General features: G+C 57.0%; 25 protein-coding genes. 7 read left to right on the forward strand and 18 right to left on the reverse strand.

Annotated features, from left to right (window positions below; translation table 11 throughout):
• Nucleotides 1-42 precede the first annotated feature (42 nt).
• The 3 genes from rpoB to rplJ form a co-directional block, all read right to left on the reverse strand.
• Complete coding sequence (gene rpoB / locus ACR3EP_RS12125) at nt 43-4179, reverse strand: DNA-directed RNA polymerase subunit beta (protein WP_480638015.1); 4137 nt, start codon at nt 4177-4179, stop codon at nt 43-45.
• Nucleotides 4180-4429: 250 nt separating this feature from the next.
• A complete protein-coding gene (rplL, locus tag ACR3EP_RS12130; protein WP_170350962.1) occupies nt 4430-4804 on the reverse strand; it encodes a 50S ribosomal protein L7/L12 in 375 nt (124 codons plus the stop codon).
• Nucleotides 4805-4883: 79 nt separating this feature from the next.
• The gene (gene rplJ, locus ACR3EP_RS12135; RefSeq protein ID WP_058283024.1) at nt 4884-5402 is read right to left on the reverse strand and encodes a 50S ribosomal protein L10; all 519 of its coding nucleotides are present in this window, start codon (nt 5400-5402) and stop codon (nt 4884-4886) included.
• 417 nt (nt 5403-5819) lie between these two features.
• Between rplJ and ACR3EP_RS12140 the strand changes: the two genes are divergently transcribed.
• Both ACR3EP_RS12140 and ACR3EP_RS12145 read left to right on the forward strand, forming a co-directional pair.
• A complete protein-coding gene (locus tag ACR3EP_RS12140; RefSeq protein ID WP_480638016.1) occupies nt 5820-6782 on the forward strand; it encodes a phosphotransferase in 963 nt (320 codons plus the stop codon).
• Between the two features lie 167 nt (nt 6783-6949).
• A complete protein-coding gene (locus ACR3EP_RS12145) occupies nt 6950-7990 on the forward strand; it encodes a Hint domain-containing protein (RefSeq protein WP_170350964.1) in 1041 nt (346 codons plus the stop codon).
• 76 nt (nt 7991-8066) lie between these two features.
• Here ACR3EP_RS12145 and rplA read toward each other — a convergent pair whose 3' ends face one another.
• Both rplA and rplK read right to left on the reverse strand, forming a co-directional pair.
• Nucleotides 8067-8765: a 50S ribosomal protein L1 gene (rplA, locus tag ACR3EP_RS12150; RefSeq protein WP_170350965.1), complete on the reverse strand. Its 699-nt coding sequence runs from the start codon at nt 8763-8765 to the stop codon at nt 8067-8069.
• A gap of 1 nt (nt 8766) precedes the next feature.
• Nucleotides 8767-9216 (reverse strand): 50S ribosomal protein L11, encoded by a 450-nt coding sequence (gene rplK / locus ACR3EP_RS12155; RefSeq protein WP_037314971.1) that lies wholly within the window; start codon nt 9214-9216, stop codon nt 8767-8769.
• A gap of 313 nt (nt 9217-9529) precedes the next feature.
• On the opposite strand from rplK, the gene ACR3EP_RS12160 reads away from it, so the two are divergent.
• From ACR3EP_RS12160 to ACR3EP_RS12170, 3 genes are all read left to right on the forward strand, one after another.
• Complete coding sequence (locus ACR3EP_RS12160; protein ID WP_480638019.1) at nt 9530-10426, forward strand: sulfotransferase domain-containing protein; 897 nt, start codon at nt 9530-9532, stop codon at nt 10424-10426.
• Nucleotides 10427-10656: 230 nt separating this feature from the next.
• Nucleotides 10657-11508, forward strand: a complete 852-nt coding sequence (locus ACR3EP_RS12165) for a hypothetical protein (protein ID WP_480638021.1) — start codon at nt 10657-10659, stop codon at nt 11506-11508.
• The gene (locus ACR3EP_RS12170) at nt 11505-12269 is read left to right on the forward strand and encodes a hypothetical protein (protein ID WP_170350968.1); all 765 of its coding nucleotides are present in this window, start codon (nt 11505-11507) and stop codon (nt 12267-12269) included. The genes ACR3EP_RS12165 and ACR3EP_RS12170 overlap by 4 nt, the downstream gene beginning before the upstream one ends.
• Nucleotides 12270-12392: 123 nt before the next feature.
• Here ACR3EP_RS12170 and nusG read toward each other — a convergent pair whose 3' ends face one another.
• The 7 genes from nusG to ACR3EP_RS12205 all read right to left on the reverse strand — a co-directional run bounded on the left by nusG (nt 12393) and on the right by ACR3EP_RS12205 (nt 18616).
• Nucleotides 12393-12926, reverse strand: a complete 534-nt coding sequence (nusG, locus tag ACR3EP_RS12175) for a transcription termination/antitermination protein NusG (protein ID WP_010440977.1) — start codon at nt 12924-12926, stop codon at nt 12393-12395.
• 199 nt (nt 12927-13125) lie between these two features.
• A complete protein-coding gene (secE, locus tag ACR3EP_RS12180) occupies nt 13126-13323 on the reverse strand; it encodes a preprotein translocase subunit SecE (RefSeq protein WP_170350969.1) in 198 nt (65 codons plus the stop codon).
• Between the two features lie 82 nt (nt 13324-13405).
• Nucleotides 13406-13564 (reverse strand): cbb3-type cytochrome oxidase assembly protein CcoS, encoded by a 159-nt coding sequence (ccoS, locus tag ACR3EP_RS12185; RefSeq protein WP_170350970.1) that lies wholly within the window; start codon nt 13562-13564, stop codon nt 13406-13408.
• A gap of 5 nt (nt 13565-13569) precedes the next feature.
• Entirely contained in the window at nt 13570-15747 is a 2178-nt protein-coding gene (locus ACR3EP_RS12190) for a cation-translocating P-type ATPase (protein WP_480638023.1), read from the reverse strand.
• Between the two features lie 4 nt (nt 15748-15751).
• Nucleotides 15752-16210, reverse strand: a complete 459-nt coding sequence (locus tag ACR3EP_RS12195; protein ID WP_480638025.1) for a FixH family protein — start codon at nt 16208-16210, stop codon at nt 15752-15754.
• A gap of 1 nt (nt 16211) precedes the next feature.
• Nucleotides 16212-17639 carry a cytochrome c oxidase accessory protein CcoG gene (gene ccoG, locus ACR3EP_RS12200; protein ID WP_480638027.1) on the reverse strand — a complete coding sequence of 476 codons (1428 nt, stop codon included), beginning with the start codon at nt 17637-17639 and terminating at the stop codon, nt 16212-16214.
• Between the two features lie 101 nt (nt 17640-17740).
• A complete protein-coding gene (locus ACR3EP_RS12205) occupies nt 17741-18616 on the reverse strand; it encodes a LysR family transcriptional regulator (protein ID WP_480638029.1) in 876 nt (291 codons plus the stop codon).
• Nucleotides 18617-18716: 100 nt separating this feature from the next.
• Between ACR3EP_RS12205 and ACR3EP_RS12210 the strand changes: the two genes are divergently transcribed.
• Nucleotides 18717-18854: a hypothetical protein gene (locus ACR3EP_RS12210; protein WP_480638031.1), complete on the forward strand. Its 138-nt coding sequence runs from the start codon at nt 18717-18719 to the stop codon at nt 18852-18854.
• 136 nt (nt 18855-18990) lie between these two features.
• On the opposite strand, the gene ccoP is transcribed toward ACR3EP_RS12210, so the two are convergent.
• Genes ccoP through ccoN form a run of 4 tightly spaced genes read right to left on the reverse strand, consistent with a single transcriptional unit; the run spans nt 18991 to nt 22399 of the window.
• Nucleotides 18991-19854, reverse strand: a complete 864-nt coding sequence (gene ccoP / locus ACR3EP_RS12215; protein ID WP_480638032.1) for a cytochrome-c oxidase, cbb3-type subunit III — start codon at nt 19852-19854, stop codon at nt 18991-18993.
• Entirely contained in the window at nt 19851-20036 is a 186-nt protein-coding gene (locus ACR3EP_RS12220) for a cbb3-type cytochrome c oxidase subunit 3 (protein WP_170350977.1), read from the reverse strand. The genes ccoP and ACR3EP_RS12220 overlap by 4 nt, the downstream gene beginning before the upstream one ends.
• Before the next feature lie 12 nt (nt 20037-20048).
• On the reverse strand, nt 20049-20777 hold the full coding sequence (gene ccoO / locus ACR3EP_RS12225; RefSeq protein WP_170350978.1) for a cytochrome-c oxidase, cbb3-type subunit II: 729 nt from the start codon (nt 20775-20777) through the stop codon (nt 20049-20051).
• Nucleotides 20778-20791: 14 nt separating this feature from the next.
• Nucleotides 20792-22399, reverse strand: a complete 1608-nt coding sequence (ccoN, locus tag ACR3EP_RS12230; protein ID WP_170350979.1) for a cytochrome-c oxidase, cbb3-type subunit I — start codon at nt 22397-22399, stop codon at nt 20792-20794.
• A gap of 195 nt (nt 22400-22594) precedes the next feature.
• On the opposite strand from ccoN, the gene ACR3EP_RS12235 reads away from it, so the two are divergent.
• On the forward strand, nt 22595-23434 hold the full coding sequence (locus tag ACR3EP_RS12235) for a universal stress protein (RefSeq protein ID WP_480638034.1): 840 nt from the start codon (nt 22595-22597) through the stop codon (nt 23432-23434).
• 38 nt (nt 23435-23472) lie between these two features.
• Here the strand turns inward: ACR3EP_RS12235 and ACR3EP_RS12240 are convergent, their stop codons facing one another.
• Entirely contained in the window at nt 23473-23724 is a 252-nt protein-coding gene (locus ACR3EP_RS12240) for a GlsB/YeaQ/YmgE family stress response membrane protein (protein WP_058283041.1), read from the reverse strand.
• 74 nt (nt 23725-23798) lie between these two features.
• Nucleotides 23799-24542: a transcriptional regulator FnrL gene (gene fnrL / locus ACR3EP_RS12245; RefSeq protein WP_170350982.1), complete on the reverse strand. Its 744-nt coding sequence runs from the start codon at nt 24540-24542 to the stop codon at nt 23799-23801.
• Nucleotides 24543-24583 lie beyond the last annotated feature (41 nt).

The raw sequence follows: 24583 nt of genomic DNA on the forward strand, positions 1-24583 counted from the left end.
CAAATTTTGCGGAAGGGGGGACGGGAGGAAGAGCCGAGGCCCTTACTCCTCAACCTCCGCATCCAGGAGTTCCATATTCAGGCCGAGGCCACGGACTTCTTTAACCAGAACGTTGAACGATTCCGGTACGCCCGCTTCAAAGTTATCCTCGCCCTTGACGATCGACTCATAGACCTTGGTCCGGCCGGCGACGTCATCCGATTTCACGGTGAGCATCTCCTGCAGGGTGTAGGCGGCACCGTAAGCTTCCAGAGCCCAGACCTCCATCTCACCAAAGCGCTGACCACCGAACTGCGCCTTACCACCCAGCGGCTGCTGGGTAACCAGGCTGTACGGCCCGGTCGAACGCGCGTGGATCTTGTCGTCCACCAGGTGGTGCAGTTTCAGCAGGTATTTGATGCCCACGGTCACCGGACGTGCGAATTGCTCACCGGTGCGACCGTCGAACAGGATCGACTGACCGCTTTCCGAGAAGCCCGCACGCACCAGCGCATCGTTGACGTCAGCCTCTTTGGCACCATCAAAGACCGGGGTCGCGATCGGAACACCGCGGGTCACGTTGCCCGCCGCCTCGATCAGGTGACCCTCGTCCATGTTGGCAATGCCTTCTTCATAGACATTCTCGCCATAGGCCAGCTTCATCGCTTCGCGCACCGGGGTCAGGTCGCCGGAACGGCGGTATTCACCCAGAGCTTCGTCGATGTTCAGACCCAGACCGCGCGCGGCCCAACCCATATGGGTTTCAAGGATCTGACCAACGTTCATACGCGAAGGCACGCCCAGCGGGTTCAGACAGAAGTCAACCGGAGTACCATCGGCCAGGAACGGCATGTCTTCCATCGGAACAACCTTGGAAATCACACCTTTGTTCCCGTGACGACCGGCCATCTTGTCGCCCGGCTGCAGCTTACGCTTCACGGCGATAAAGACTTTGACCATCTTCATCACACCCGGCGGCAGGTCGTCGCCACGGCGGACCTTCTCGACCTTGTCTTCGAAACGGGCGTCCAGAGCACGCTTGAGCACTTCGTACTGCTCGTTCAGCGCTTCGACGATCTGTGCGTCCTTCTCGTCTTCCAGCGCCAGTTGCCACCACTGACCACGGGTCAGGGTTTCCAGCAGATCCTCGGTGATTGCCGAGCCTGCCTTGACGCCTTTCGGGCCTTTGACAGCAGTTTTACCCAGGATCAGGCCTTGCAGACGCGCATAGATGTTGCGGTCCAGGATCGCCAGCTCGTCGTCCCGGTCACGGGCCAGACGCTCGACTTCTTCACGCTCGATCTGCAGCGCACGCTCGTCCTTCTCGACGCCGTGACGGTTGAAGACGCGAACTTCGACCACTGTACCGTAATCGCCCGGCTTCACGCGCAGCGAGGTGTCGCGCACGTCAGATGCTTTTTCACCAAAGATGGCGCGCAGCAGCTTTTCTTCCGGGGTCATCGGGCTTTCGCCCTTCGGAGTGATCTTGCCGACCAGAATATCGCCCGGCTCAACATCCGCACCGATGTAAACGATGCCAGCCTCGTCGAGGTTACGCAGCGCTTCTTCACCGACGTTCGGAATGTCGCGGGTGATCTCTTCCGGGCCCAGCTTTGTATCACGGGCGGCGACTTCGAATTCCTCGATATGAACCGAGGTAAAGACGTCATCACGCGCGATACGTTCACTGATCAGGATCGAGTCTTCGTAGTTGTAGCCGTTCCACGGCATGAACGCGACGACCACGTTTTTACCAAGCGCCAGTTCACCGATATCGGTGGACGGACCATCGGCAACAACCTCGCCTTTCATGACGGTGTCGCCCACTTTCACCAGCGGACGCTGGTTGATGCAGGTGTTCTGGTTCGATCGCTGGAATTTGCGCAGACGATAGATGTCAACGCCAGCGTCGCCCAGTTCCAGATCTTCGGTGGCACGGATAACGATACGCTGGGCATCGACCTGGTCGATGATGCCGGCGCGTTTCGCCTGGATCGCAGCGCCCGAGTCGATCGCAACCTTTTCCTCGATCCCGGTACCGACCAGCGGTGCCTCGGCCCGCAGCAGCGGAACCGCCTGACGTTGCATGTTCGAGCCCATCAGAGCGCGGTTGGCGTCGTCATTTTCAAGGAACGGGATCAGCGATGCGGCAACCGAAACCAACTGTTTCGGCGACACGTCGATCAGGTCCACATTCTCGCGCGGAGCGAGGGTGTAGTCACCGGCCTGACGGGTCGACACCAGATCGTTGATGAACTTGCCGTTCTGATCCAGCGTCGCGTTCGCCTGCGCCACGGTGTGACGCATTTCCTCGGTCGCGGACATGTAGTGAACCTCATCGGTCACCTCGGCGTCTTTGACAACGCGGTAGGGTGTTTCGATGAAGCCATACTTGTTCACGCGGGCAAAGGTGGCCAGCGAGTTGATCAGACCGATGTTCGGACCTTCCGGCGTTTCAATCGGGCACATCCGACCATAGTGGGTCGGGTGAACGTCACGCACCTCAAAGCCCGCACGTTCGCGCGTCAGACCACCGGGGCCAAGCGCCGAGAGACGGCGTTTGTGGGTGACTTCCGACAGCGGGTTGGTCTGGTCCATGAACTGCGACAGCTGCGACGAGCCGAAGAATTCGCGGACAGCAGCAGCAGCCGGCTTAGCGTTAATCAGGTCCTGCGGCATGACGGTGTCGATCTCGACCGACGACATACGCTCTTTGATTGCGCGCTCCATGCGCAGCAAGCCGACGCGGTACTGGTTTTCCATCAACTCGCCGACCGAACGGACACGGCGGTTGCCGAGGTGGTCGATGTCGTCGATGTCGCCTTTACCGTCACGCAGCTCCACCAGCGCCTTGATGCAGGCCACAATGTCTTCGCGGCGCAGGGTGCGCAGGGTGTCCGGCGCGTCCAGAGCCAAACGCATGTTCATCTTCACACGGCCAACGGCGGACAGGTCATAACGCTCGCTGTCGAAGAACAGCGTGTCGAACAGGGTCGAGGCCGCTTCGACGGTGGGCGGCTCGCCCGGGCGCATGACACGATAGATGTCCATCAGCGCACTTTCGCGGCCCATGTTCTTGTCCTGCGCCATGGTATTGCGCATGTAGGGGCCAACATTGACGTTGTCGATGTCCAGAACCGGGATGTCGGTGATACCTGCGTCGATCAGCTCTTTAACTGTGCCGCCGATCAGCTCGCCGTCCTTGTCGTATTCCAGGGTCAGCTCATCACCGGCTTCGACATAGATCGCGCCGTTTTCTTCGTTGATGATGTCCTTGGCGACGAACTTGCCGACGATGTGATCAAAAGGAACCAACAGGTTGGTGACGACGCCTTCTTCGATCAGCTTCTTGACCGCGCGCGGAGTGACTTTCTTACCTGCTTCAGCAATCACTTCACCGGATTTGGCGTCGACCAGATCATAGGTCGGGCGGGTGCCGCGCACTCGCTCGGGGAAGAACGGCGCGATCCAGCCCTTTTTCTTGTCCAGCTTGTAGGACACGGTGTTGTAATACGCGTCCATGATCGCTTCTTGATCCAGACCCAGCGCATACAGCAGGGTTGTCACAGGCAGTTTGCGGCGGCGGTCGATACGGGCGAAAACGATGTCCTTGGCGTCGAACTCAAAGTCCAGCCAGCTGCCGCGATACGGGATGATGCGGCAGGCAAACAGCAGCTTGCCCGAGGAATGGGTTTTGCCCTTGTCGTGATCAAAGAACACACCGGGCGAGCGGTGCATCTGGGACACGATCACACGCTCGGTACCATTCACGATGAAGGTCCCGTTCGGCGTCATCAGAGGCATATCGCCCATGAACACGTCCTGTTCCTTGATGTCTTTTACCGACTTGGCGCCGGTATCTTCGTCGACATCAAACACGATCAGACGCAGAGTGACCTTCAGCGGCGCGCTGTAGGTCATGTCGCGCTGCATGCACTCTTCGACGTCGTATTTGGGTTTTTCCAGATCGTATTTCACGAACTCCAGAACGGAGGTTTCGTTGAAATCCTTGATCGGGAAAACCGACTGGAACACACCTTTGATGCCTTCGCCGTCAGTGGGCTGCTCTGCATCGCCGGAGCGCAGGAAAAGATCATAAGAAGATTTCTGGACCTCAATGAGGTTCGGCATCTCCAGCACTTCGCGGATTTTGCCGTAATATTTCCGAAGACGTTTCTGGCCAAGGAACGTTTGAGCCATGTCAGATGTCACCTTTCGATGTTCTCAGCGGGCAAAGACACCGTCGGGCCCCGGCGCCTTGCACATTCGAGACGACACGTCCGGATCAATTCGTGGCCACCGTCCCGAAGGCAGCCTCCCGATCCGAAAACCGCGTCTTAGAAAACGCCCCCGTTCATGAGGCCCTTTCTAAGACAGGTTCGGCTGGACCCGGATTTCTCCGGGCCCAGCCAAATATTGCGGCGCATCAGCGATGCGCCAGACAACGGGCTTAGGCCAGTTCGACCTCGGCGCCAGCTGCTTCCAGCTTGCCTTTGATCTCTTCGGCTTCGTCTTTCGACACAGCTTCTTTGATCTTGCCGCCAGCTTCGACCAGCTCTTTGGCTTCTTTCAGGCCCAGACCGGTGATGCCGCGAACTTCTTTGATCACGTTGATTTTCGAAGCGCCGGCGTTCTTCAGAACGACGTCAAATTCGGTTTTTTCTTCCTCAGCTGCGCCACCGGCGTCGCCACCAGCTGCGACCATTACGGCACCGCCAGCTGCGGGCTCGATGCCGTATTCGTCTTTGAGGATGGTTTTCAGTTCTTGTGCTTCCAGCAGGGTCAGACCCACGATGCTTTCTGCGAGTGCTTTCAGATCAGCCATTTTATCAGCTCTTTCCGTTTACAGTGTGTGTTCCAACGTCAGGGTGTTAACCCTACGCAGATCATTCAGTGCCAACCGCTTACGCAGCTTCCGCCTTCTCTTCGATGGTGGAAAGGATGCTTGCGATGTTGCTTGCAGGTGCGCCAATCGCGCCGGCGATGTTCGAAGCAGGTGCGCCAATGCAGCCCACGATCGAAGCAATGAGCTCCTCGCGAGACGGCATTTTCGAAACTGTTTCGACGCCTTTGCGGTCCAGAGCGTTCTCACCCATTGCACCACCAAGAATCTCAAAATTCTTGTTATCCTTGGCGAAGTCCTCGGCCACCTTGGCTGCTGCCACGGGGTCCTCGGAATAGGTCAGAACGGTCATCCCTGTCAGCAGGTCGGCCATGCTTGCACACGGCTTACCCTCAAGGGCGATTTTGGCGAGCCTGTTCTTGGCAACACGCACGGCACCACCCGCGTCACGAGCACGTGCGCGAAGGTCCTGCATCTCGGCAACTGTCAGACCGGCGTAGTGCGAAACCACTACGACGCCAGAGCTTTCGAAGATTTGGCCGAGTTCCTCGACCACTTTCTCTTTCTGGGCTCTATCCACAGTTCTCTCCAAGTTAGGGGTGATACCTCACCCCGGCTCATATTTGCCGAAGGGTTAACCCCGGCGTTCAGGTCCGTTGTTACGGGATTGGCCAAAACTCGCCCGAGGATCGTGACCCTCAGAATTCTTTGGTCTTACCCGTCTCAGGCAGGGAATTAAGGGGCCGAATGGACCCACCCACCGTCTTGGACGAAACAAAATAAAGCGCACGACGAATCGCACGCTTTATTCCGCAGCTCTATTTAGGCCAGATGGCAGGGGTTTCCAAGGGGTAAATTGACCGTTCCAACCGGATTGCTTCACCGCCCAGATCCGTCGTGCAAAACCCAAAGCCAGCCATCACAGCATTGACATGACACCAGCCCTGAGGTCCATTCGATCCGCACAGTGAAAAGCCACATAGAACGACGCATTTGAATGCTGGATCTTTCCGATACTGAACAGACATTCGCTTCAGAGTGTGTGGCCGAGTTTTCACGGCGCAATCCTGTCGGGCCTGTGAAGAAAGTCGAATGCGTCTATCGCTCGCACGCGTTTCCGGATTCGCGTCTGGTCTTGAAAATCACAACCGGAATTGAAAGCTTTGCACTGAAAATCGACAGCAACTCTCCCACCACCGGAAGGCTGCGGGATGAGTTCAGCCTGCTATCTGATCTTTACCAGCATTTTGAAAACAACCCGTCATCGCAGGTTATCCGCCCGATTTACCTGTCGCCATCTGAAACCTTCTTTGTCACCGAATTTATCAACCGGCCAACCGCGGTCGACCTGATCTATAACAGCAAGAACGAAGATCAGGTTGCTCAGGTCTTTCGTCGTGCCGGGTCGTGGCTGAATGATCTTCACGACCGCCACCCCCCGGCGAGCTATGCATTTCGGCCAAAATGGATGACAGACAGCATTCGCGACCTTTCAACCACGGTGCCCTATGATATCGCGGGCACAAGTCGGAAAATGGTAAACGTCATGCTGGCCGAAGCTGCTCGCCTGAAGGGCATTCAGGATATCCGGGTCTTTTCGCATGGAGATTTTCACGGGCAGAACCTGATTGTCGGGCAGGGAAAAACGATTGGCCTGGATTTTACTGAATCCCGCGAAAAGCTGGCCGTGTACGATATCGTCGACTTTCTAAAGGCAGATATTTTTCGCGACGGGGCCGGACCCGATGTGGATCGCAGCGGTATTCTCAGAAAAAACAAGGATATGTTCTTTCGCCGTTATCGACATCCCATCAACATGGAAATTCTGGATTACTGCATCCGGGGCCGGTTGTTGAAGGACTGGCTGGCGTTGTGGCAACCCAACCACGACTGTAGCCCGTTTGAGGAAGACAAACGACAGCGGTTGGGCAATCGTTTGAAAGTTGTGTTTCAAGGATAATGAGACTGTTGCGGTAACCGTCCCAGTTGACAATTATTTGTGCGGTATTTTGAAGAACCCGGTTGACGCACCCACCCAACCAATTTCTTATCTTTCAGCATAATTTCGCGTGGCCTTCGTCGCCTTTGGCCCAACATAACAAGTACAAAAGAGGAATAATCGCGCAGATGGTTCTCCGCAGTTTTTTCGCTCAGGACAGTGCCAGTCTCATCGCCACATTTGTTCCGGCCGGAGGCGATGCCAATGACATTGTCGTCGGTGGATCTATTATCAACAACTCAGACACACCTGACGGCACCATTTTTGCCTATTCGGGTGGATTTGGCACTACTGTCACGCTGGACGACACCAGCGGCAGCCCGGATGTATTCGACGACGATCAGGAAACGGGCCATGTAATTACCGATGGCGGTGGCATCGTCACAAATGGCACACAGGTTGAATCTGAGTCCGTGATCACCGTGCGGGCTCTGGACATTAACGGAAACCCAACCGGACCCGCGATTGACATCTACGTGTTTTCCCAGAACGGGGTCACGCAGGACGTTTGGGGCTATAGCACGTCGGCCCCCTTGGTGCCGGGAACCTCTTATGTCAAAATCAGCGGCTCAAACGCGGGGTCGTCGCTCTATACGGATTTCATTACCTGCTTTGGCCTAGGAACCTTGATCGAAACCGAAGATGGTGACGTCGAAGTGCAGACCCTGAAAAAGGGTCAGCGCGTCTGGACCCGGGATGGCGGGCTGCAACCGATCCTGTGGATCGGAACGACCGAGGTTCATGGCCACGGCGCGTTCGCTCCGGTCGTGATCGAAGCTGGCGCCATCGGAAACACGCATGAGCTTGTGGTCTCGCAACAGCACAGGGTCCTGATACAGTCACCCGCAACCGACATGCTGTTTGGCTCGTCCGAAGTGTTCGTGGCCGCCAAGCACCTGTGCGGCCTTCCCGGCGTTTCGATCCGTGAGACGGACCGCATCACCTATACGCATTTCATGTTCGACCGGCACCACATTGTGCGATCAAACGGCGCGCTGACGGAAAGCTACTATTACGGCGATACTGCCAAATATTCCCTATCATCCCCGCAAAGGGCGGAAATCCTCGCGCTTTTCCCATCGGTTGAAGAGATCGGAAATGCGTTCCAGCACACGGCCGTCAAGACAATCGGGGCGCATGAAGCCCGCGTATTGCGCACATACCTCTGATCACGCGGACCGCAAAAATGAAAAACCCGGGTCGCATATGCAACCCGGGTTCTTTTTCTAAGCGCTTGGCTGGGGCTTATTCGCCGGCCGCAGCCGCCACATCCAGAGTCACGCCGGGGCCCATGGTCGAGCTCAGCGCGATTTTCTTCATGTAGGTGCCTTTGGCGCCCGACGGCTTGGCCTTGGCCACGGCCGAGATGAAGGCACGGACGTTTTCGACCAGCTTGGCTTCGTCGAACGACGCTTTGCCAACGCCGGCGTGTACAACGCCGCCTTTTTCCGCCTTGAACTGAACTTCACCACCCTTGGCTGCTTCAACGGCCGCTTTCACGTCCATGGTAACAGTGCCGACCTTGGGGTTCGGCATCAGGTTGCGGGGGCCCAGAACTTTACCCAGACGGCCAACGATCGGCATCATGTCCGGGGTGGCAATGCAGCGATCGAATTCGATGGTGCCGCCCTGAATGGTTTCCATCAGGTCCTCTGCGCCGATGATGTCCGCGCCTGCTTCTTTCGCTTCGTCAGCCTTGGGGCCACGTGCGAATACAGCAACGCGCATCGCTTTGCCGGTGCCGTTCGGCAGGCCGACAACGCCACGAACCATTTGGTCCGCGTGACGGGTGTCAACGCCCAGGTTCAGAGCGATTTCGATGGTCTCGTCGAACTTCGAAGTGGCGTTGCCTTTGACCAGGGAAACAGCTTCTTCGACCGACAGGTTTTCCTTGCCAGCGACAGCTTCGCGCGCAGCGCGGGTACGTTTACCAAGTTTTGCCATCTTACTTCACCTCGATGCCCATAGAGCGGGCCGAGCCCAGGATGATCTGCATTGCGCCTTCGACGTCGTTGGCGTTGAGATCTTTCATTTTGGCTTCGGCGATTTCGCGAACCTGCTTACTGGTCACGGTTGCCACGGTCTCGCGACCTGGGTTTTCCGCGCCACGAGGGCGGTTACGCTTGCCGACCGGCTTCAGGCCAGCTGCTTTTTTCAGGTAGTAAGACGCGGGCGGCGTCTTGATGTCCATGGTGAAGGACTTGTCCTGATAATAGGTGATCACGGTCGGGCAAGGTGCGCCCTGCTCCATATCTGCGGTCTTGGCGTTGAACGCCTTGCAGAATTCCATGATGTTGATGCCGCGCTGACCCAGCGCCGGACCAACTGGCGGCGACGGGTTCGCCTGACCTGCAGGAACCTGCAGTTTCATTGTACCAGCAAGCTTCTTGGCCATTTGGTTTTCCTTTCAACGTAGGCAGGACGCGTCCCACCCGGTTTATGTTGCGTGGTCCGACCCGGGATCGCGATCCCAGCAACCTCCCACGAGAGAATCTCGCCCGAAGACGATAGAGGCGGCATGTATAGGGGAATGGTGGGGTTGGCAAGAGGTTGGCGTTACAGTTTGGCATCACCGCTTTGGGCCCGAAACACGCGTACTCGTCTCTGCCTGTCTCCTCAACTGCAAGGCTTATTAGCGCCACAAATTCTTCCTCGGACTGGCGTTCTGTGGCAGACTGGCACTTTCAAGGCGCAGGAGGGATCGGAAAATGAACGGGTTTGGGTCGCCGAAGAAAACACGGGAGTTTCACAACCACCACTTTGACTCCTCCATGTGGAACGATTTCGAATTTCGTAATGACGATATCATCATCGCTACCTATGCAAAGTCTGGAACGACATGGGTGCAGCAAATCGTCGCCCAGCTGATATTCAACGGCGCTGAAGACCTCGACGTCGCCGAGATGTCGCCGTGGCTTGACCTTCGGGTCCCGCCCAAAGAGGTCAAGTTACCAGCAGTCGCGTCGCAAACGCACCGACGCTTCTTGAAAACGCATTTACCGGTGGATGCGCTCGTTTTCTCAGAACAAGCCAAATACATATACATTGGGCGCGATGGGCGTGACGTAGTATGGAGCTTCCACAACCATCATTCGAACGCGAATGACACTTGGTATGAAACTCTGAATGATACGCCCGGCCGGGTAGGCCCACCGATCGAACGACCAACACGAGATACCGTTCAATACTTCAGGGAATGGCTGGAGAATGATGGTTACCCGATGTGGCCTTTCTGGGAAAATATTCGAACCTGGTGGGAGATTCGCGATCAGCCCAACGTGCAACTTATCCATTTCGAAGCGCTCAAACGCGACATGCCCGGGGAAATTCGCCGCATCGCAAATTTCCTGGACATCGAGATTGACGAAACTCGTTGGGATGCGATCCTCACGCACTGTTCCTTTGACTACATGAAAGCACATGCAAGTAAATCCGTCCCTGGAGGCGGTATTTTTTGGGATGGCGGAGCAGAGACATTCATCCACCGCGGCGTGAACGGTCGTTGGCGTGAGATTCTCCCTGAAGAGGACAAAGCCCGCTATGAGGCTAGAGCCTTGGCGGAGCTCGGGCCGGAATGCAGCAATTGGCTAGCCTTCGGAAAATAAGAGCATCACTGGCACCACCTCGTCGAAACCCACGAAAGGGCCATCATTGACGGAGGTCCAGAGAAGACAAACGATTGCCCCTATGTTCCCAATTACCTGATTGAGGCCCAATAACGCCTCAGCGAAGGTCGAGATTTGCGGAACAAATCAATTAATCCTAATACTTGAGTTGCTTAAGAAACGAAGGCGGGTATCTTGGTGCAACTTGGACACAAATGAGGTGGTCAGGGATGGGGTCATCTCGACTTAACAAAGGACTGCTGATCTGTGTACTGGTCGCTATGCTGCCGGGTTGTGGCAGCAAGGCCGAAGACCAAAAAGCTCTGGATGCCGAAACCAACGCGGTCACAAAATCCAATTCGTCCGTAACGACAGGGATTGATCCAGCCACCTATGCCGGTCGCTTTCAAATCAAGCTAACAAAAGAAGTACCCCTGCGCGACATTCCGGTTCCCTTTACCGTTTACGGCGGTCTAGAAGAATCCAGCCCAACCCGATTGCGGTTGAAGGCCTTCATGGATCTGCGTGGGCTACAGGAAAAGGCCCCTCAAATCCTGACTGGCCCTTTGGAAGAAACCTGCAAACGTCAGATTTACCTTGAGATCCGAGACGTTACCGCCATAGGTGACACCGTAAAGGTCGAAGGTTCCGCCCGCGCGCAGTTTACAAGGTGCAACCGGCGTGAAGAACCGGGCTTTCGTTATTTTGGAGCAACCGTGGACGCGGTCGCTGTCGCCAAGGCTGAGGTGAAAGGCCAATGCCTAACATTCAGCATTGAAAGCGCCGACCTCAGCCCGCGCGGGTTCATCGGCGCTGTTTCCAACCTCTTTGGTTTGACCAACCGCATCAACGACGCAGTTCTGGAAAAGGGTGGTGAGTTTCTGGCAGCCCATCCGGTTTGCCCGCCACTGCCCGACGAATTCTCTGTTCTCGAACCGGTCTACGAATCAGGAGGCACCCGCGAAATCGCTCCGGGCGGGATGGGGGCGGCTGTTGTCGGATCTGCCGATGTCAGCGCCGGGACAATCGTCAAAGTCCTGGTTGGGCTGAAGGAACTTGGCGTATTGGAGTTTGCTGAATGAGACACTGGTTGATTTTCCCGGTCTTAATGGCAGCCGTTCTGGACGCCCGGGCACCAAGCGCGCAACAAGTGGACTTTGTCGTCGACGCGACATTGCCAGTTCGTGATACAGAGCTGCCCTATACGCTTGATCTGAACCTCGCCGCTGTTGCGCCGACACGGATCGGGGTGGGCGCGCTTCTTGATCTGCGTGAAATACAGAAGACTGTGCCTGAGCGACTGGCTGACAACGCAATAGTCGACAATTGCGGCCTGCAAGTCCGGCTGGATGACTTGAGTTTTGGGGCCCAAGGCGATGCAATTGATCTGGATGGGGATGTAACCATCACGATCTTTGAATGCAGCCGAACCAGTGAGCGCAATTTTCAACGGGGTGAGCAAAAAAAGGCTATCCTGGCGAACATGTCCACCGAAGCGACAGTCGAACTGCGTGACAATTGTGCCTATTTCAAACTCATTGATCTTACACTGACGGCCCCCGAAGAACAGCGAGAGCAACTTCTGGATGATGATACGCTGGACTCTGTAAAGGAACTGATGCTGGCCGCTGTAGATCTTGTATTGAACGATACCCCTTTGTGTCCGAAGTTACCGGCAGAACTCGCGTCACTTGACCCGGTTTATGACAATGGCGGACCCAAAGAGATCGGAGAAGGTGGGCTTGGTGTCTTCCTTGAAGGATCGGTGGATGTCAGCCCTTCGACCATTCTCGATATTCTGACGGTCCTTCAACGGCAAGAACTGATCCCCGGCCCGCCGTAACTGCAAGGTGATCCTTGTCGTTGAGAAAACCACCTTGGACTTCTGAACTGACAACTGGTTCGCCAAAACAAAACGCCGCAGTGCTCGTGGCATCGCGGCGCTAAAATCTTGCTGAAATAGCTATCAGCTCTGCTTTGTAACCTGCGTGAAGTCCAGCTCGACCGGGGTTTCCCGACCGAAGATCGAGACAGAAACCTTCAGCTTCTGAGCTTCGTCGTCGACACCTTCGACCATACCGTCGAAATCCTCGAACGGGCCGTCGTTGACCTTGACCTTCTCGCCCACTTCGAAGGTGATCATCAGCTTGGGCGCTTCTTCACCTTCCTGAACGCGGTTGAGGATCTGGTTCACTTCGGCATCGCGCATCGGCATCGGGCGGCCTTGCGGGCCCAGAAAGCCGGTGACGCGGTTGATCGAGTTCACAAGGTGATAGCCCTGATCGGACATTTCCATGTGCACCAGCACATAACCGGGCATAAAGCGGCGTTCGGTCGTGACCTTCTTGCCCCGGCGCACTTCGATCACCTCTTCGGTGGGCACCAGAACTTCGTCGATATCGTCCTCAAGGCCCTGCTCGGCCACCGACGTGCGGATCTGCTCTGCGATCTTCTTTTCGAAATTCGAAAGAACGCTGACCGAGTACCACCGTTTCGCCATGAACCTGTCGTCCTTGTTTGCCTTCGGTGCGCTGGCAATGCCGCAAGCACCGTCATTGAAATTCTGTCACGTCACCCGGAATAAAAAGCGGCGCGCAGCCCGAATCGCCGCACGCCCATTCCGAATAGTACCGCGTCAACTACTCTGACATTGCGCGCTGTGCAAGGGGGCAGTGGCGTTTCAGCCCGCCCAAACCGGTTTAACTGAATGCACCCAGGATCAGTTGCAATCCGCCGCGAATGCCCAGATCAACCAACGCAAAGAACACGGCAGTCAGCGCCGCCATGATGAACACCATGACCGTGGTCAGCAGCACCTCACGCCGGGTCGGCCAAACGACCTTTGCAACTTCGGCGCGGACTTGCTGAATGAACTGGATCGGATTCATAGTTGCCATTTGGCTTGGTTCTCTCTGCTAGCGGATGAGCCGGACATAACCGGGCATTGCGGCAATTTCAAGAGCGCTTGATTGCCATGTGTCAAGGCTTGGGCTTGTCGTCCCATTCATCACTCAGGATGCGCCGAGAGTCACCCTCGGGGTCGTCATATTGGTTCGAGCGGACGGTATACACAAAGGCCACAAGTCCAACCCCGCCCAAAAACAGGGAAATCGGAATCAGATAGGCCAAAACTTCCATAGCAGCTACCTCAGACGCAGGGCGTTCAGGGACACGGTGATGGACGAGGTCGACATCGCCAGCGCCGCAATCAAGGGCGTGGCCAGACCGGCCACCGCCAGCGGCACCGCGATGATATTGTAAACGGTGGCAATACGAAAGTTCTCGCGAATCCGTTTGGTCGCCTTCACGGCCGTATCACAGGCATCGGCAATTGGGGCCAGATCATTACCCAACAGCACGATATCCGAGGCCACCCGTGCCGCGTCCAGCGCCGATGCGGGCGAGATCGACACATGCGCCGCTGCCAGCGCGGCGGTATCGTTCAGACCGTCGCCGACCATTAGAACATGTCGGCCCTGATCGCTCAGCTCCTGCACACGGGCGGCTTTTTCTTGCGGCAAAGCCTGCGCGACCCAGTGTTCGATCCCCAACTTTTCAGCCAGCGCCTGAACCGCGCCTTCTGTGTCACCCGAAATCAGGATGACCTCTTTGCCTGCGTCGCGGAAGGCTTGAACCGCCTCGGCCGCGCCGGGGCGCAGACTGTCCGAATACTGGAAGCACACAGGCGCCTGCCCTGCGACGGACAACCATGCTGCGGTCTGATCACCCTCTTGCGCACCCGTCCACGCTGCCCGGCCCAGACGCACGCGCTGATCTCGATAGGTGCCTTCGGTGCCGTAACCCGGAACTTCGGTGATATCTTTCAGACAGGCCGGTTTGACCCCCGCATCGCGTGCCGCGGTGGTCAATGCAACGGACAGCGGGTGCGAGGATGCCTCGGACAGCGCCAAGGCCACTTCAAGATCAGCGCGGGCATGATCGCCCAGGTTGATCAGTTCGGGCGTGCCTGAGGTCAGCGTACCGGTTTTGTCGAACACCACCGTATCCACCTCGGCCAGACGTTCCAGGGCGGTGGAATGTTTGATCAGCATCCCCTTGCGGAACAACCGCCCCGAGGCTGCCGTTGTCACCGCAGGCACCGCCAGCCCCAACGCACAGGGGCAGGTGATGATCAACACCGCAGCTGCAATGTTCAGCGCGGTGCGGATATCGCCGGAATAGATGTACCAACCCAGAAAGCTGAGCGCCGCTAGGATGTGTACACCCGGCGCATAAAGCTTGGCCGCCTTGTCCGCCAATGAGGTATAGCGCGACCGGCCCGATTCAGCGATGGCGACCAGATCGGCCATACGGTGCAGCGACGTATCCTCACCCACCGCTGTCGCCCGAATGGTCAGGGGGCCAGTCAGATTAACCTCACCAGCGCTGACTGCCATGCCCGCTTGCGCAAAAACAGGTAGGGTTTCCCCGGTCAACAGGGACCGATCAAGCTCTGACTGCCCCGACACAATTTCGCCGTCCACCGGCATACGCCCACCGGGCCGGACAAGGATCAGATCGCCAACTGCAAGGGTGGCTACAGCCACTTCTTCTTCAGCACCGTCGACCAGCCGGATGGCACGCGGGACTTCAAGTGCGGTCAGCTCTTCGGCCGCAGATCGGGCGGCATCGCGGGTGCGGTAATCCAGATACCGCCCCGCCAGCAGGAAGAAGGTCAGCGTCAGCGCGGCATCGAAATAAGCGTGCTTGCCACTGAGCGCGGTTTCCCAAAGCGATGTGATCAACGCCAACAGGATGGCCAAAACAATCGGAACATCCATGTTCAGGCGTTTGACCCGCAGGGCGCTCCAGGCGTTGGTAAAGAAAGGCTGCGCCGAAAAGGCTATGGCTGGCAACGCAATGGCCGCGGAAATCCAGTGGAACATATCGCGCGTGGCATCCGATGCGCCCGACCAGACCGACACCGACAGCAGCATCACGTTCATCGAAGCGAAACCGGCCACCGCCAGCCGCATCAGCAGATCGCGACCGGCCTTATTCGCCTGCGTCGCTGACAACGAACCGGGGTCCAGCTCGTGCGCCTCATAGCCCGCCCGTTCCAACACCGGAATCAGATCGGCCGCACGCAGATCAGACGACGCTTTGATCATCGCCCGCTTGAGTGTCAGGTTCACCCGCGCGTCCTCGACCCCCGGATAGGCGTTCAGTTCCCGTTCGACCGTAGAAATACAGGCCGAGCAATGAATGCCCGGCAGCGACAACGCAATCTGAGCATCCTGCGGGATGGGCCGTGCCGGTTCCGCCGGGCTGGCGATACAACCGGGGCAGGCCGCAGTGCCGGATGTGAACTGCGTCGTCATCCCATCACCCTTTTACGTACAACGGCACACGCTGGGCAAACTCTGCACCCGCGCTATCCTTGGCAACCAGCCGTATGTTCCAGTTGCCTTTGCCCAACGATACCGGCGCTGCATAGGCCTGACCGTCAAAGATAAATTCGGGCGAGAAATCATCTTCGACATGGGTGGCACGACCCACAACCGCCTGCAACTCGGACACTTCGACCGGAGCTCCGGTTTTGTCAGTGATATGCAGGATCAACAAGCCGCCAGACATTTCGGCACGAATGGTCCAGCCCAGCGCCTGATGTTCCTTCAGACGGTCGTTGAACTCCTGACTGGCGACATAAGAGTTTTTGACCTCAAGCCCCGGAAAGGTTTTGACCGCGCTATAGGCCAGTACGAGGTTTACGGCGATAATCACGCCAAACGCGGCGACGAAAATGGCCAGAGCGTGCTTACCGGTAAATTGACGCTCGGCCATACTAGTTCCCTCGTCCGTTGAAAGTGGTGTCTTTATAGGCGCGTTCACCGCTTTCCAGATCCTCGACCCAGATGCGCACCGAAGTTGCATCCGCAGCCGCCGGCCCGGTGTCGCCCGCAGAAACGATGTAGACGCGGGTCAATTGTGCCGTATCTGCCGTGACATTGACAATCTCACCTTCGACGCCCTCGATCTGGATCTGCAAGGCCGGATCACCCGCGAGGGACAATTGGAACGCCCGGTCTTCACCATGCTTGTTGCGCAGGCGCACATCATAGGTATTGCGGATTGTTCCGTCGGACAAAGTGACAAATGTCGGGTTGCGCACGGGCGCCACGGTCAGATCAATATCGGACCGGATAAACAGTGCAAACAACAGCGCAAGGCCAACCAGGGTCCACAAAGCCGTATACAGGATCGTCCGCGGACGCAGGATGTGTTTCCAGACGTTGATGGGTTGCTCGCCTGCCCGTTCATGAGCTTCGTCGCTCAGCGCCATATAGTCGATCAGGCCACGCGGCTTGCCGATCTTGGCCATCATGTCATCGCAAGCGTCGATGCACAGCGCGCAGGTGATGCATTCCATCTGCTGCCCGTCGCGAATGTCGATCCCAACCGGGCAAACATTCACGCAAGCCATGCAGTCGATGCAGTCGCCCAGCTCAGAATCGGTAGTACGCTTACCCTTGCCGCGCGGTTCGCCCCGCCATTCGCGGTACCCGACGACCAGAGTGTCCTCATCCATCATAGCGGCCTGAATACGCGGCCACGGGCAAGCATAAATGCAAATCTGCTCGCGGGCGAAGCCGCCGAAAAAGAACGTCGTACCTGTTAAGATCAGGACCGTTGTATAGGCAACCGGATGAGCGTTTCCAGTGACCAGATCCCGCATCAGCGTAGGGGCATCGGCAAAATAGAACACCCAGGCCCCGCCGGTTGCCAGACCGATCAGAAACCACGCCGTCCATTTCGTGATACGCAGGCGCGCCTTGCGGAAATCCAGCTTTTCCTGCCGGTGCAGTCGCAAACGGGCGTTGCGATCGCCTTCGATCCAGCGCTCGACCAGAATGAACAGGTCCGTCCACACCGTCTGCGGGCAGGCATAGCCGCACCACACGCGCCCCAGCGCAGAGGTAAACAGAAACAGGCCCAGACCGGCCATGATCAACAGGCCAGCCACGAAATAAAACTCATGCGGCCAGATTTCGATCCAGAAAAAATAAAAACGCCGGTTTGCCAGGTCCAGCAGCACCGCCTGATCCGGCAGGCTGGGGCCGCGGTCCCATCTGATCCAGGGCGTTACATAATAGATGCCAAGCGTAACCGCGAGGATGATCCATTTCAGGTTTCGAAATGGCCCGGACACGCGCCGGGGAAAGATCGGCTCCCTTGCAGCGTAAAGGCTGGGGGCAGGGTCGGAATCGCTCACAAGCAGGCTCCAGATGTGGCTGTCTTTTAGGCGTCTTTTTCCAGATCACAAAAGCAGTCACTTTGACATGGGTCAAAAGCGCATCGCGCAGACACCTTTTGTCACACCATACCAGCTTGCCGCCTGAGCCAGCTAACAAAAATTTTGACAGCCGGGCGCAGTGGCCCATCCCCTGTCACAATGTGGTATCCACGCGCGCCAGGTTCGCGAAACAACTCGATGATGCGACCCGCCTGAATATCAGCTTCGACAAAATGTCGCGCCGTGAATGTCACACCCTGACCAGCGCGCAGCCCCTCAAGCACCAGATTGCCGGGCAACAAGATTCGCCCAGCCCGCGGGCCGTGTTCAACCCCGCGGCGGGCCAGCCACGATGTTGCCTCTGTAGTTCCAAGCTCTTCCAACCAAGGCAGTTGGCTAAGCTCATCCGGCGTAATGGTTTCCCGGCCTCCCAGTAGCGACGGCGCAGCAACTATCACGATCGGACTTTGCAACAGAGGCTCTGCATTCACCCCCTGCCAGTATCCATCCCCGTATCGGATCGCCACATCCACACCACCCGGACGCAGACTGGCAAGGTCAGGCGAAGGGTCCAGTGCCAGGGGTATATCAGGATACTCGGTCTGAAACTCCGGCAATCGGGGCATCAGCCAGGACGCGGCAAAAGATGCCGTCAAGGATACATGAACCGGGCGATCTTCAGCGATATGCGTCAGATCCGCTACGGCTGCCCCGATCGCACCAAAACCCAGATGTAAGGCGCGGGCCAGCTTTTCACCCTCAACCGTCAACGTCATGGACTTACCGCTGCGGTCCAGCAGGGTCACCCCAAGGTGTTTTTCCAACGCGCGCAATTGCTGGCTGATGGCAGCGTGGCTGACATTTAACAGGACCCCGGCCTGCACCACATTTCCTGCTTCTGCAAAGGCATGAAAAGCCTTCAGCGATGCAAGGGGTGGCATTGTCATCCAATTCATATGTAAGCCTAGATTACATTACCCAATGGCAATTGAGTCGCATATTCCTCGCAAAACATCAATCCTGAGTGCAATCAGACCCAACTTAAGGAGAGATCAGATGCTATCGATTCTTGCACGTACATTCATGGTCGCCACCCACACGGATGGGCTAACGACACCGCAAAACCGCGAATACCGCCCCGAGGGCAATTGGTGGAAGAGAACCACGCGCGTCACACGTTCCCGTGCGAAATGACGGGCCCTCTGGACCCGATCAAAACAGAGAACTAATCTGAACTTGTAGCACCGGCTGTTCAGGAAACGCGCGAACAGATGGAACAGCCGGTGCCTAACCTTCGGGCGGCGAACCGTCCGAAGGTATTCTTTTGCCGTTACTGACCGCCACCCAATTGGTGGACATAAGCTGTGACCGCGCGAATCTGCGCGTCGGTCAGACGGTTTTCCCAGGATGGCATCACGCCAAAGCGGCTGTTGGTGACCGTTTCGGTCAAAGCCTCTTCGCTGCCGCCATAAAGCCAGATGGCATCGGTCAGGTTCGGTGCGCCCTGAGTGATATCACCGGTGCCGTCTTCGCCATGACATGCTGCGCAGTTGTCCTCAAAAACAACTTTGCCCGCCTGCGCCGCCGCATCATCAGTCTGAGCGTTGGTCAGCGACATGACATACTGCACCACCTGAGTGATTTCGTCCTGTTCCAGAATCTCGCCAAAGGCCGGCATCTCGGAATAGCGCGCGTCGTCGCTTTCTTCGTTGCGAATACCATAGGCAACGGTCATCTCGATATCCTCAAGCGACCCTCCCCACAGCCAGGCATCGTCCAGCAAGTTCGGGAAACCCGGCGCACCCTGCGCGCCCGAGCCGTGACACTGCGCACACCAGGTACGGAACACCGCACCGCCTGCGTTCACCGCGTATTGCTGCAACTCGGCATCTTTCGAGATATCCTCCAGCGGCGTTTCAATCAGCTTGGTGTTCCACGGCGCATTGGCCTCCTCGAACGAGATCATCTCTTCCTGCACAAGTGCTCGGGAAGACCATCCTATGACACCAGCCGTTGCAGACCGAACCAACGGCCAAGCCGGATACATGATCGTATAGATCACGCCCCAAACAATGGTTGCGTACAAGACCCACAGCCACCAGCGCGGCATCGGATTGTCAAATTCCTCAATTCCGTCCCAGCTGTGGCCGGTGGTATTCGGATCACCCGGCTGTTTTTCAGGTGTTTTGCTCATTTCCTCGCCTCCTTGACTTCGGCGGGTTTATCTTGATGCCGGAAAGGGATGTTGGCGGTATCCTTGTATTCTTTGCTGGCACCGGGGCGGAAAACCCAGATCACGATGCCTACAAAGAAGGCAAACAGCACAAGTAACATCCAGCTATCCGCGAACTGCCGTAAGAGAGTATATTCTTCCATCACACCCTCCTGTTATCGGCTAGCGTCCGGGGTGAAGGTCGAGAAATCAACCAACGTGCCCAGCATCTGAAGGTAAGCAACGAGCGCATCCATCTCGGTCAACTCAGATTGACCATCGAAATTGCGGACATTGACCTTGTCGCCATAGCGTTCCAGCAATCCGTCATAGTCACTGTCCGGATCCGCCTGCGCACGGAAATCCGCCTGTGCCTGCTCGAGCATCTCGTCTGTGTACGGCGTGCCGACCACAGAATTGGCAGCCATGACATCACCGATATACTTACCGTCGATCTTCCGATGCTCGAGGAAGCCATATTTCGGCATCACCGATTCAGGCACAACCGATTGCGGATCACGCAGGTGGTCCACCTGCCACTGGTCCGAATAACGGCCACCGACACGAGCGATATCAGGCCCGGTACGCTTGGAGCCCCACTGGAATGGGTGATCATACATCGATTCAGCCGCCAGCGAGTAATGACCATAGCGCTCAACCTCGTCCCGCATCGGGCGGATCATCTGACTGTGGCAGACATAGCACCCTTCGCGGATGTAGATGTCACGCCCGGCCAATTCGAGGGGGGTGTATGGGCGCATGCCCTCTACCTTCTCGATGGTGTTCTCAAGATAGAACAGCGGGGTGATTTGTACGATGCCACCGATGGTAACGACCAGAAAGCTGAAGATCAGCAGGAGGGTCGCGTTGGTCTCGAGGATCTTATGTTTGTCGAGAATTGCCATTGCTCCGGCCCTCCTTATTCAGCCGGGACCGCGACGGACAGGCTGGCCTCTTTGGCCGGCGCTTTCCGCACAGTCATCCACAGGTTGTAGCACATGATCAGCGAGCCAGCGACGAACATCACGCCACCCAAAGCACGCACCACATACATCGGGAACTTGGCAGCCACGGTGTCGGCGAACGAGTTCACCAGGAAGCCGTTGGCATCCACTTCACGCCACATCAGACCTTCCATGATGCCGGTGACCCACATCGACGCTGCGTAAAGCACGATGCCGATGGTAGCGAGCCAGAAGTGCCAGCTGACCATCTGCAGCGAATACAGACGCTCACGCTTCCACAGGACAGGCACCAAGAAGTACAGCGCACCAAAAGTGATCATGCCGTTCCAGCCCAGCGCGCCCGAATGCACGTGACCGATGGTCCAGTCGGTGTAGTGCGACAGCGAGTTCACCGCACGGATCGACATCATCGGGCCTTCAAAGGTGGACATTCCATAGAAGCCGACCGAGATCACCATCATCCGAATAACCGGATCAGTGCGCAGCTTGTCCCATGCACCCGACAGGGTCATCAGACCGTTGATCATTCCACCCCATGACGGCATCCACAGCACGATCGAGAACACCATGCCCAGCGTCGAAGCCCAGTCAGGCAACGCGGTATAATGCAGGTGGTGCGGACCAGCCCAGATATAAAGGAAGATCAGAGCCCAGAAGTGGATGATCGACAGTTTATAGCTGAATACCGGACGCTCGGCTTGTTTCGGGATGAAGTAATACATCATGCCCAGGAAACCCGCGGTCAGGAAGAAACCCACAGCGTTGTGGCCGTACCACCACTGGATCATGGCATCCTGCACACCAGACCAGACGATAACCGATTTCGAACCCCAGATGCTGACCGGGATGGTCATGTTGTTGACCAGATGCAGCATGGCGACAGTCACGATGAACGCGAGGTAGAACCAGTTCGCCACGTAAATGTGGGGTTCTTTCCGCCTGACGATCGTTCCAAGGAAAACGGCCAGATAAGCAACCCATACGACGGTCAGCCAAAGGTCAACATACCATTCGGGCTCGGCGTATTCTTTGGACTGAGTGCCACCCAGAACGTAGCCGGTCGCTGCCAGTACAATGAACAGCTGATAGCCCCAGAACACAAACCACGCCAGATTGCCGCCCCAAAGGCGCGCGGCGCTGGTGCGCTGCACCACGTAGAACGAGGTTGCGATCAAGGCGTTACCCCCAAAGGCAAAGATCACCGCCGATGTGTGCAGCGGACGCAAACGACCAAAGTTCAGGTAGCCCTGCGCCCATTCGAAGTTCAGCGCTGGAAAGGCCAGCTGAAACGCGATGAAAGTCCCTGCAAGGAACCCGACCACGCCCCAAAAGGCAGTTGCGATCACGCCATAGCGGATCACGCCATCCATGTATTCACCCGAACGGTCTACAAGAATATCTGGCTCGTCGGTGTTTCTAAGCGTCCAGATGAACAAACCACCGGCGATCAGCATCACCAGAATCGAATGCACCTGATACGCCAAATCGCGTGCATAGTTGGACCCGATCGCAGTGAACACCACAACCAGACCAAGCACGATCAGCTTGATGTAATTTGACATATTGCGTCCCTTTGCCATGCCCCACGTGATTCTTGTATATCGCAGGACCCTTTTGACTGGTTGCCGTTTTGTCGAACGGCGGCCAGAATTACTTTGATCTGTGTCAAGACAATACACTGATTTCTGTGACAATCGTAAACTGACAACTGGGCCATAGGGCCGCAGGTACATGAGCCTGAAAGACAAGAGGTCAAAATGGCATACAAATCTCTTCTCACGGTGATGACAGACACGAACCACAGTGACGCGCCTCTGGCCCAGATGGCCGCTCTGACTGCTTCGCAAGACGCGCATGCCGAGGCTTTGTGTCTGGGCGTCGACCGCAGCCAGACGGGATATTACTACGCCGGCGCAAACGCCCTGATACTTCAGGAAACACTGAGCCGCGCGAATGCCGAAGCCGAAGAGGTACTGGCCTATGCCAAAGACTATCTGAGCAAGACTGGAATCCGCTGGTCCGCCGAAAGCGGTGTTGCCCAGATCTCGGATATCGGGCGCCACGTGGCGCACCGCGCACGGTTTTCCGATCTTGTCATTCTCCCGCAACCTTACGGACCTGACCGCGACGCCGAGGCCGAACCCATTGTCGAAGCTGCCATGTTCGAAGGTCACGCGCCTGTTCTAGTCGTTCCTGACGATGCAACCCCGTTCGCACGACCGGGCAACATCCTGATCGGCTGGAACGAGAGCGTCGAGGCCATGCGAGCCATCCGCCGCGCGCTGCCGTTTCTGACGCAAGCCGATCTGGTGCGCATCGTCGTGATTGATCCGCCGCGCCACGGCCCCGACCGCTCGGACCCTGGTGGGATGCTGTCCCAGATGTTGGCCCGCCATGGCGTGAAATGCGAAATCGACGTGCTGAGCAAGACCATGACGCGGGTATCCGATATCCTGAACCGCCACGCCGCAGATACCGAGGCAGACATGATCGTGATGGGGGCCTATGGGCACTCGCGGTTCCGCGAAGCCATTTTGGGCGGCGCGACACGGAACATGCTGGAACAAGCCACAGTACCGGTGTTCCTGGCGCACTAGTATAGGCCGTTACAGAAAACCGCCCCCTGGGGCGGTTTTTACTTTTTCACCAGGCCGATCAGGAACAGCAGGATGATCGCGCCGATGGTGGCAAAGAAAATAGATGAAAAGACACCACCGCCCACAGCAAAGCCCAGCGCGGGAAAGATCAGACCGGCCAAAAACGCGCCGACAATGCCGACGATGATATTGCCAATCAGGCCAAAGCCGCGGCCTTCCATGATCTTGCCCGACAGCCACCCGGCGATCGCGCCGATGAACAGCATCGCCAGAATGCTACTGAATCCCATGACTTACTCCTGAGGTCTGCTTCAAATGACCCCAGTTAAACATGGCCAGCCGATCCAGTCACGCTGCAAGCGTGTCAGACCAGAAAACCTCCATCCGAGTCGTCGCCTGCCTCTTCCATCAGGCGGCCCATATCCGGAATCGTCACGTGGCGTTTGCCTTCCAACGTGATGACCTGATCCTTTTTCAGGGCCGAGATCTGCCGACTGACTGTTTCCAGCGTCAGCCCAAGGTAGTCCGCCATCGCCTCGCGGGTTAGCGGAAGGTCAAACACGATCGGCCCCGTGTTTCCCTTTTGATTGATCGACGCATCGCGCCGGGCGATAATCGACAGCAGGCTGGCAATCTTTTCTCGCGCAGTCTTGCGCCCCAGCACCAACATCCACTCGCGCGCGGCGTCCAGCTCGTCCAGCGTCATTTGCAACAGCCGGTGTGCAATATGCGGGGTATTGCTCATCAAGTCTTCAAACGGCTTCTTGCGAAAACAACACATGACCAGATCGGTTGTTGCCAGCACATCATATGGCGCAGAATCGCGGCCTGGCCGCCCGACGAAATCACTGGGCAGCAAAAGGCCGACCATCTGGGTGCGACCATCTTCCATTGTCTGGGTCAGCGAGGCGATGCCTGACACGACCGAGCCCACAAAATTCATCTGATCCCCCGACCAGATGATCGTCTGACCAGCCTCAAAACTGCGATAGTATTTGATGCCTTCAAGCTCTACCAGCTCGTTCGCATCACAGTGGGCGCATACTGCACGATGCCGGATGGGGCAATCTCCGCAGTTTGTATGGTCGAATTTGAGTATCGGTGTCATGCACGTTTCCACTTGATCTCGGTCAAAGCATCTAGACGGTC

Source organism: Ruegeria sp. BB10 (assembly GCF_056535725.1).

Bases quoted from the DNA above. Each gene is read 5' to 3' on its own strand.
- rplL (WP_170350962.1), bottom strand. From the start codon at position 4,804: ATGGCTGATCTGAAAGCACTCGCAGAAAGCATCGTGGGTCTGACCCTG.
- ACR3EP_RS12140 (WP_480638016.1), top strand. From the start codon at position 5,820: ATGCTGGATCTTTCCGATACTGAACAGACATTCGCTTCAGAGTGTGTG.
- ACR3EP_RS12205 (WP_480638029.1), bottom strand. From the start codon at position 18,616: ATGAATTGGATGACAATGCCACCCCTTGCATCGCTGAAGGCTTTTCAT.
- rplA (WP_170350965.1), bottom strand. From the start codon at position 8,765: ATGGCAAAACTTGGTAAACGTACCCGCGCTGCGCGCGAAGCTGTCGCT.
- ACR3EP_RS12240 (WP_058283041.1), bottom strand. From the start codon at position 23,724: ATGGGATTCAGTAGCATTCTGGCGATGCTGTTCATCGGCGCGATCGCC.
- secE (WP_170350969.1), bottom strand. From the start codon at position 13,323: ATGGCAACTATGAATCCGATCCAGTTCATTCAGCAAGTCCGCGCCGAA.
- ccoO (WP_170350978.1), bottom strand. From the start codon at position 20,777: ATGGCAATTCTCGACAAACATAAGATCCTCGAGACCAACGCGACCCTC.
- rpoB (WP_480638015.1), bottom strand. From the start codon at position 4,179: ATGGCTCAAACGTTCCTTGGCCAGAAACGTCTTCGGAAATATTACGGC.
- nusG (WP_010440977.1), bottom strand. From the start codon at position 12,926: ATGGCGAAACGGTGGTACTCGGTCAGCGTTCTTTCGAATTTCGAAAAG.
- ACR3EP_RS12165 (WP_480638021.1), top strand. From the start codon at position 10,657: ATGGGGTCATCTCGACTTAACAAAGGACTGCTGATCTGTGTACTGGTC.
- ACR3EP_RS12145 (WP_170350964.1), top strand. From the start codon at position 6,950: ATGGTTCTCCGCAGTTTTTTCGCTCAGGACAGTGCCAGTCTCATCGCC.
- ACR3EP_RS12160 (WP_480638019.1), top strand. From the start codon at position 9,530: ATGAACGGGTTTGGGTCGCCGAAGAAAACACGGGAGTTTCACAACCAC.
- ACR3EP_RS12195 (WP_480638025.1), bottom strand. From the start codon at position 16,210: ATGGCCGAGCGTCAATTTACCGGTAAGCACGCTCTGGCCATTTTCGTC.
- ccoS (WP_170350970.1), bottom strand. From the start codon at position 13,564: ATGGAAGTTTTGGCCTATCTGATTCCGATTTCCCTGTTTTTGGGCGGG.
- ACR3EP_RS12220 (WP_170350977.1), bottom strand. From the start codon at position 20,036: ATGGAAGAATATACTCTCTTACGGCAGTTCGCGGATAGCTGGATGTTA.
- ACR3EP_RS12190 (WP_480638023.1), bottom strand. From the start codon at position 15,747: ATGACGACGCAGTTCACATCCGGCACTGCGGCCTGCCCCGGTTGTATC.
- ccoP (WP_480638032.1), bottom strand. From the start codon at position 19,854: ATGAGCAAAACACCTGAAAAACAGCCGGGTGATCCGAATACCACCGGC.
- ACR3EP_RS12210 (WP_480638031.1), top strand. From the start codon at position 18,717: ATGCTATCGATTCTTGCACGTACATTCATGGTCGCCACCCACACGGAT.
- fnrL (WP_170350982.1), bottom strand. From the start codon at position 24,542: ATGACACCGATACTCAAATTCGACCATACAAACTGCGGAGATTGCCCC.
- ACR3EP_RS12235 (WP_480638034.1), top strand. From the start codon at position 22,595: ATGGCATACAAATCTCTTCTCACGGTGATGACAGACACGAACCACAGT.
- ACR3EP_RS12170 (WP_170350968.1), top strand. From the start codon at position 11,505: ATGAGACACTGGTTGATTTTCCCGGTCTTAATGGCAGCCGTTCTGGAC.
- ccoN (WP_170350979.1), bottom strand. From the start codon at position 22,399: ATGTCAAATTACATCAAGCTGATCGTGCTTGGTCTGGTTGTGGTGTTC.
- rplK (WP_037314971.1), bottom strand. From the start codon at position 9,216: ATGGCCAAGAAGCTTGCTGGTACAATGAAACTGCAGGTTCCTGCAGGT.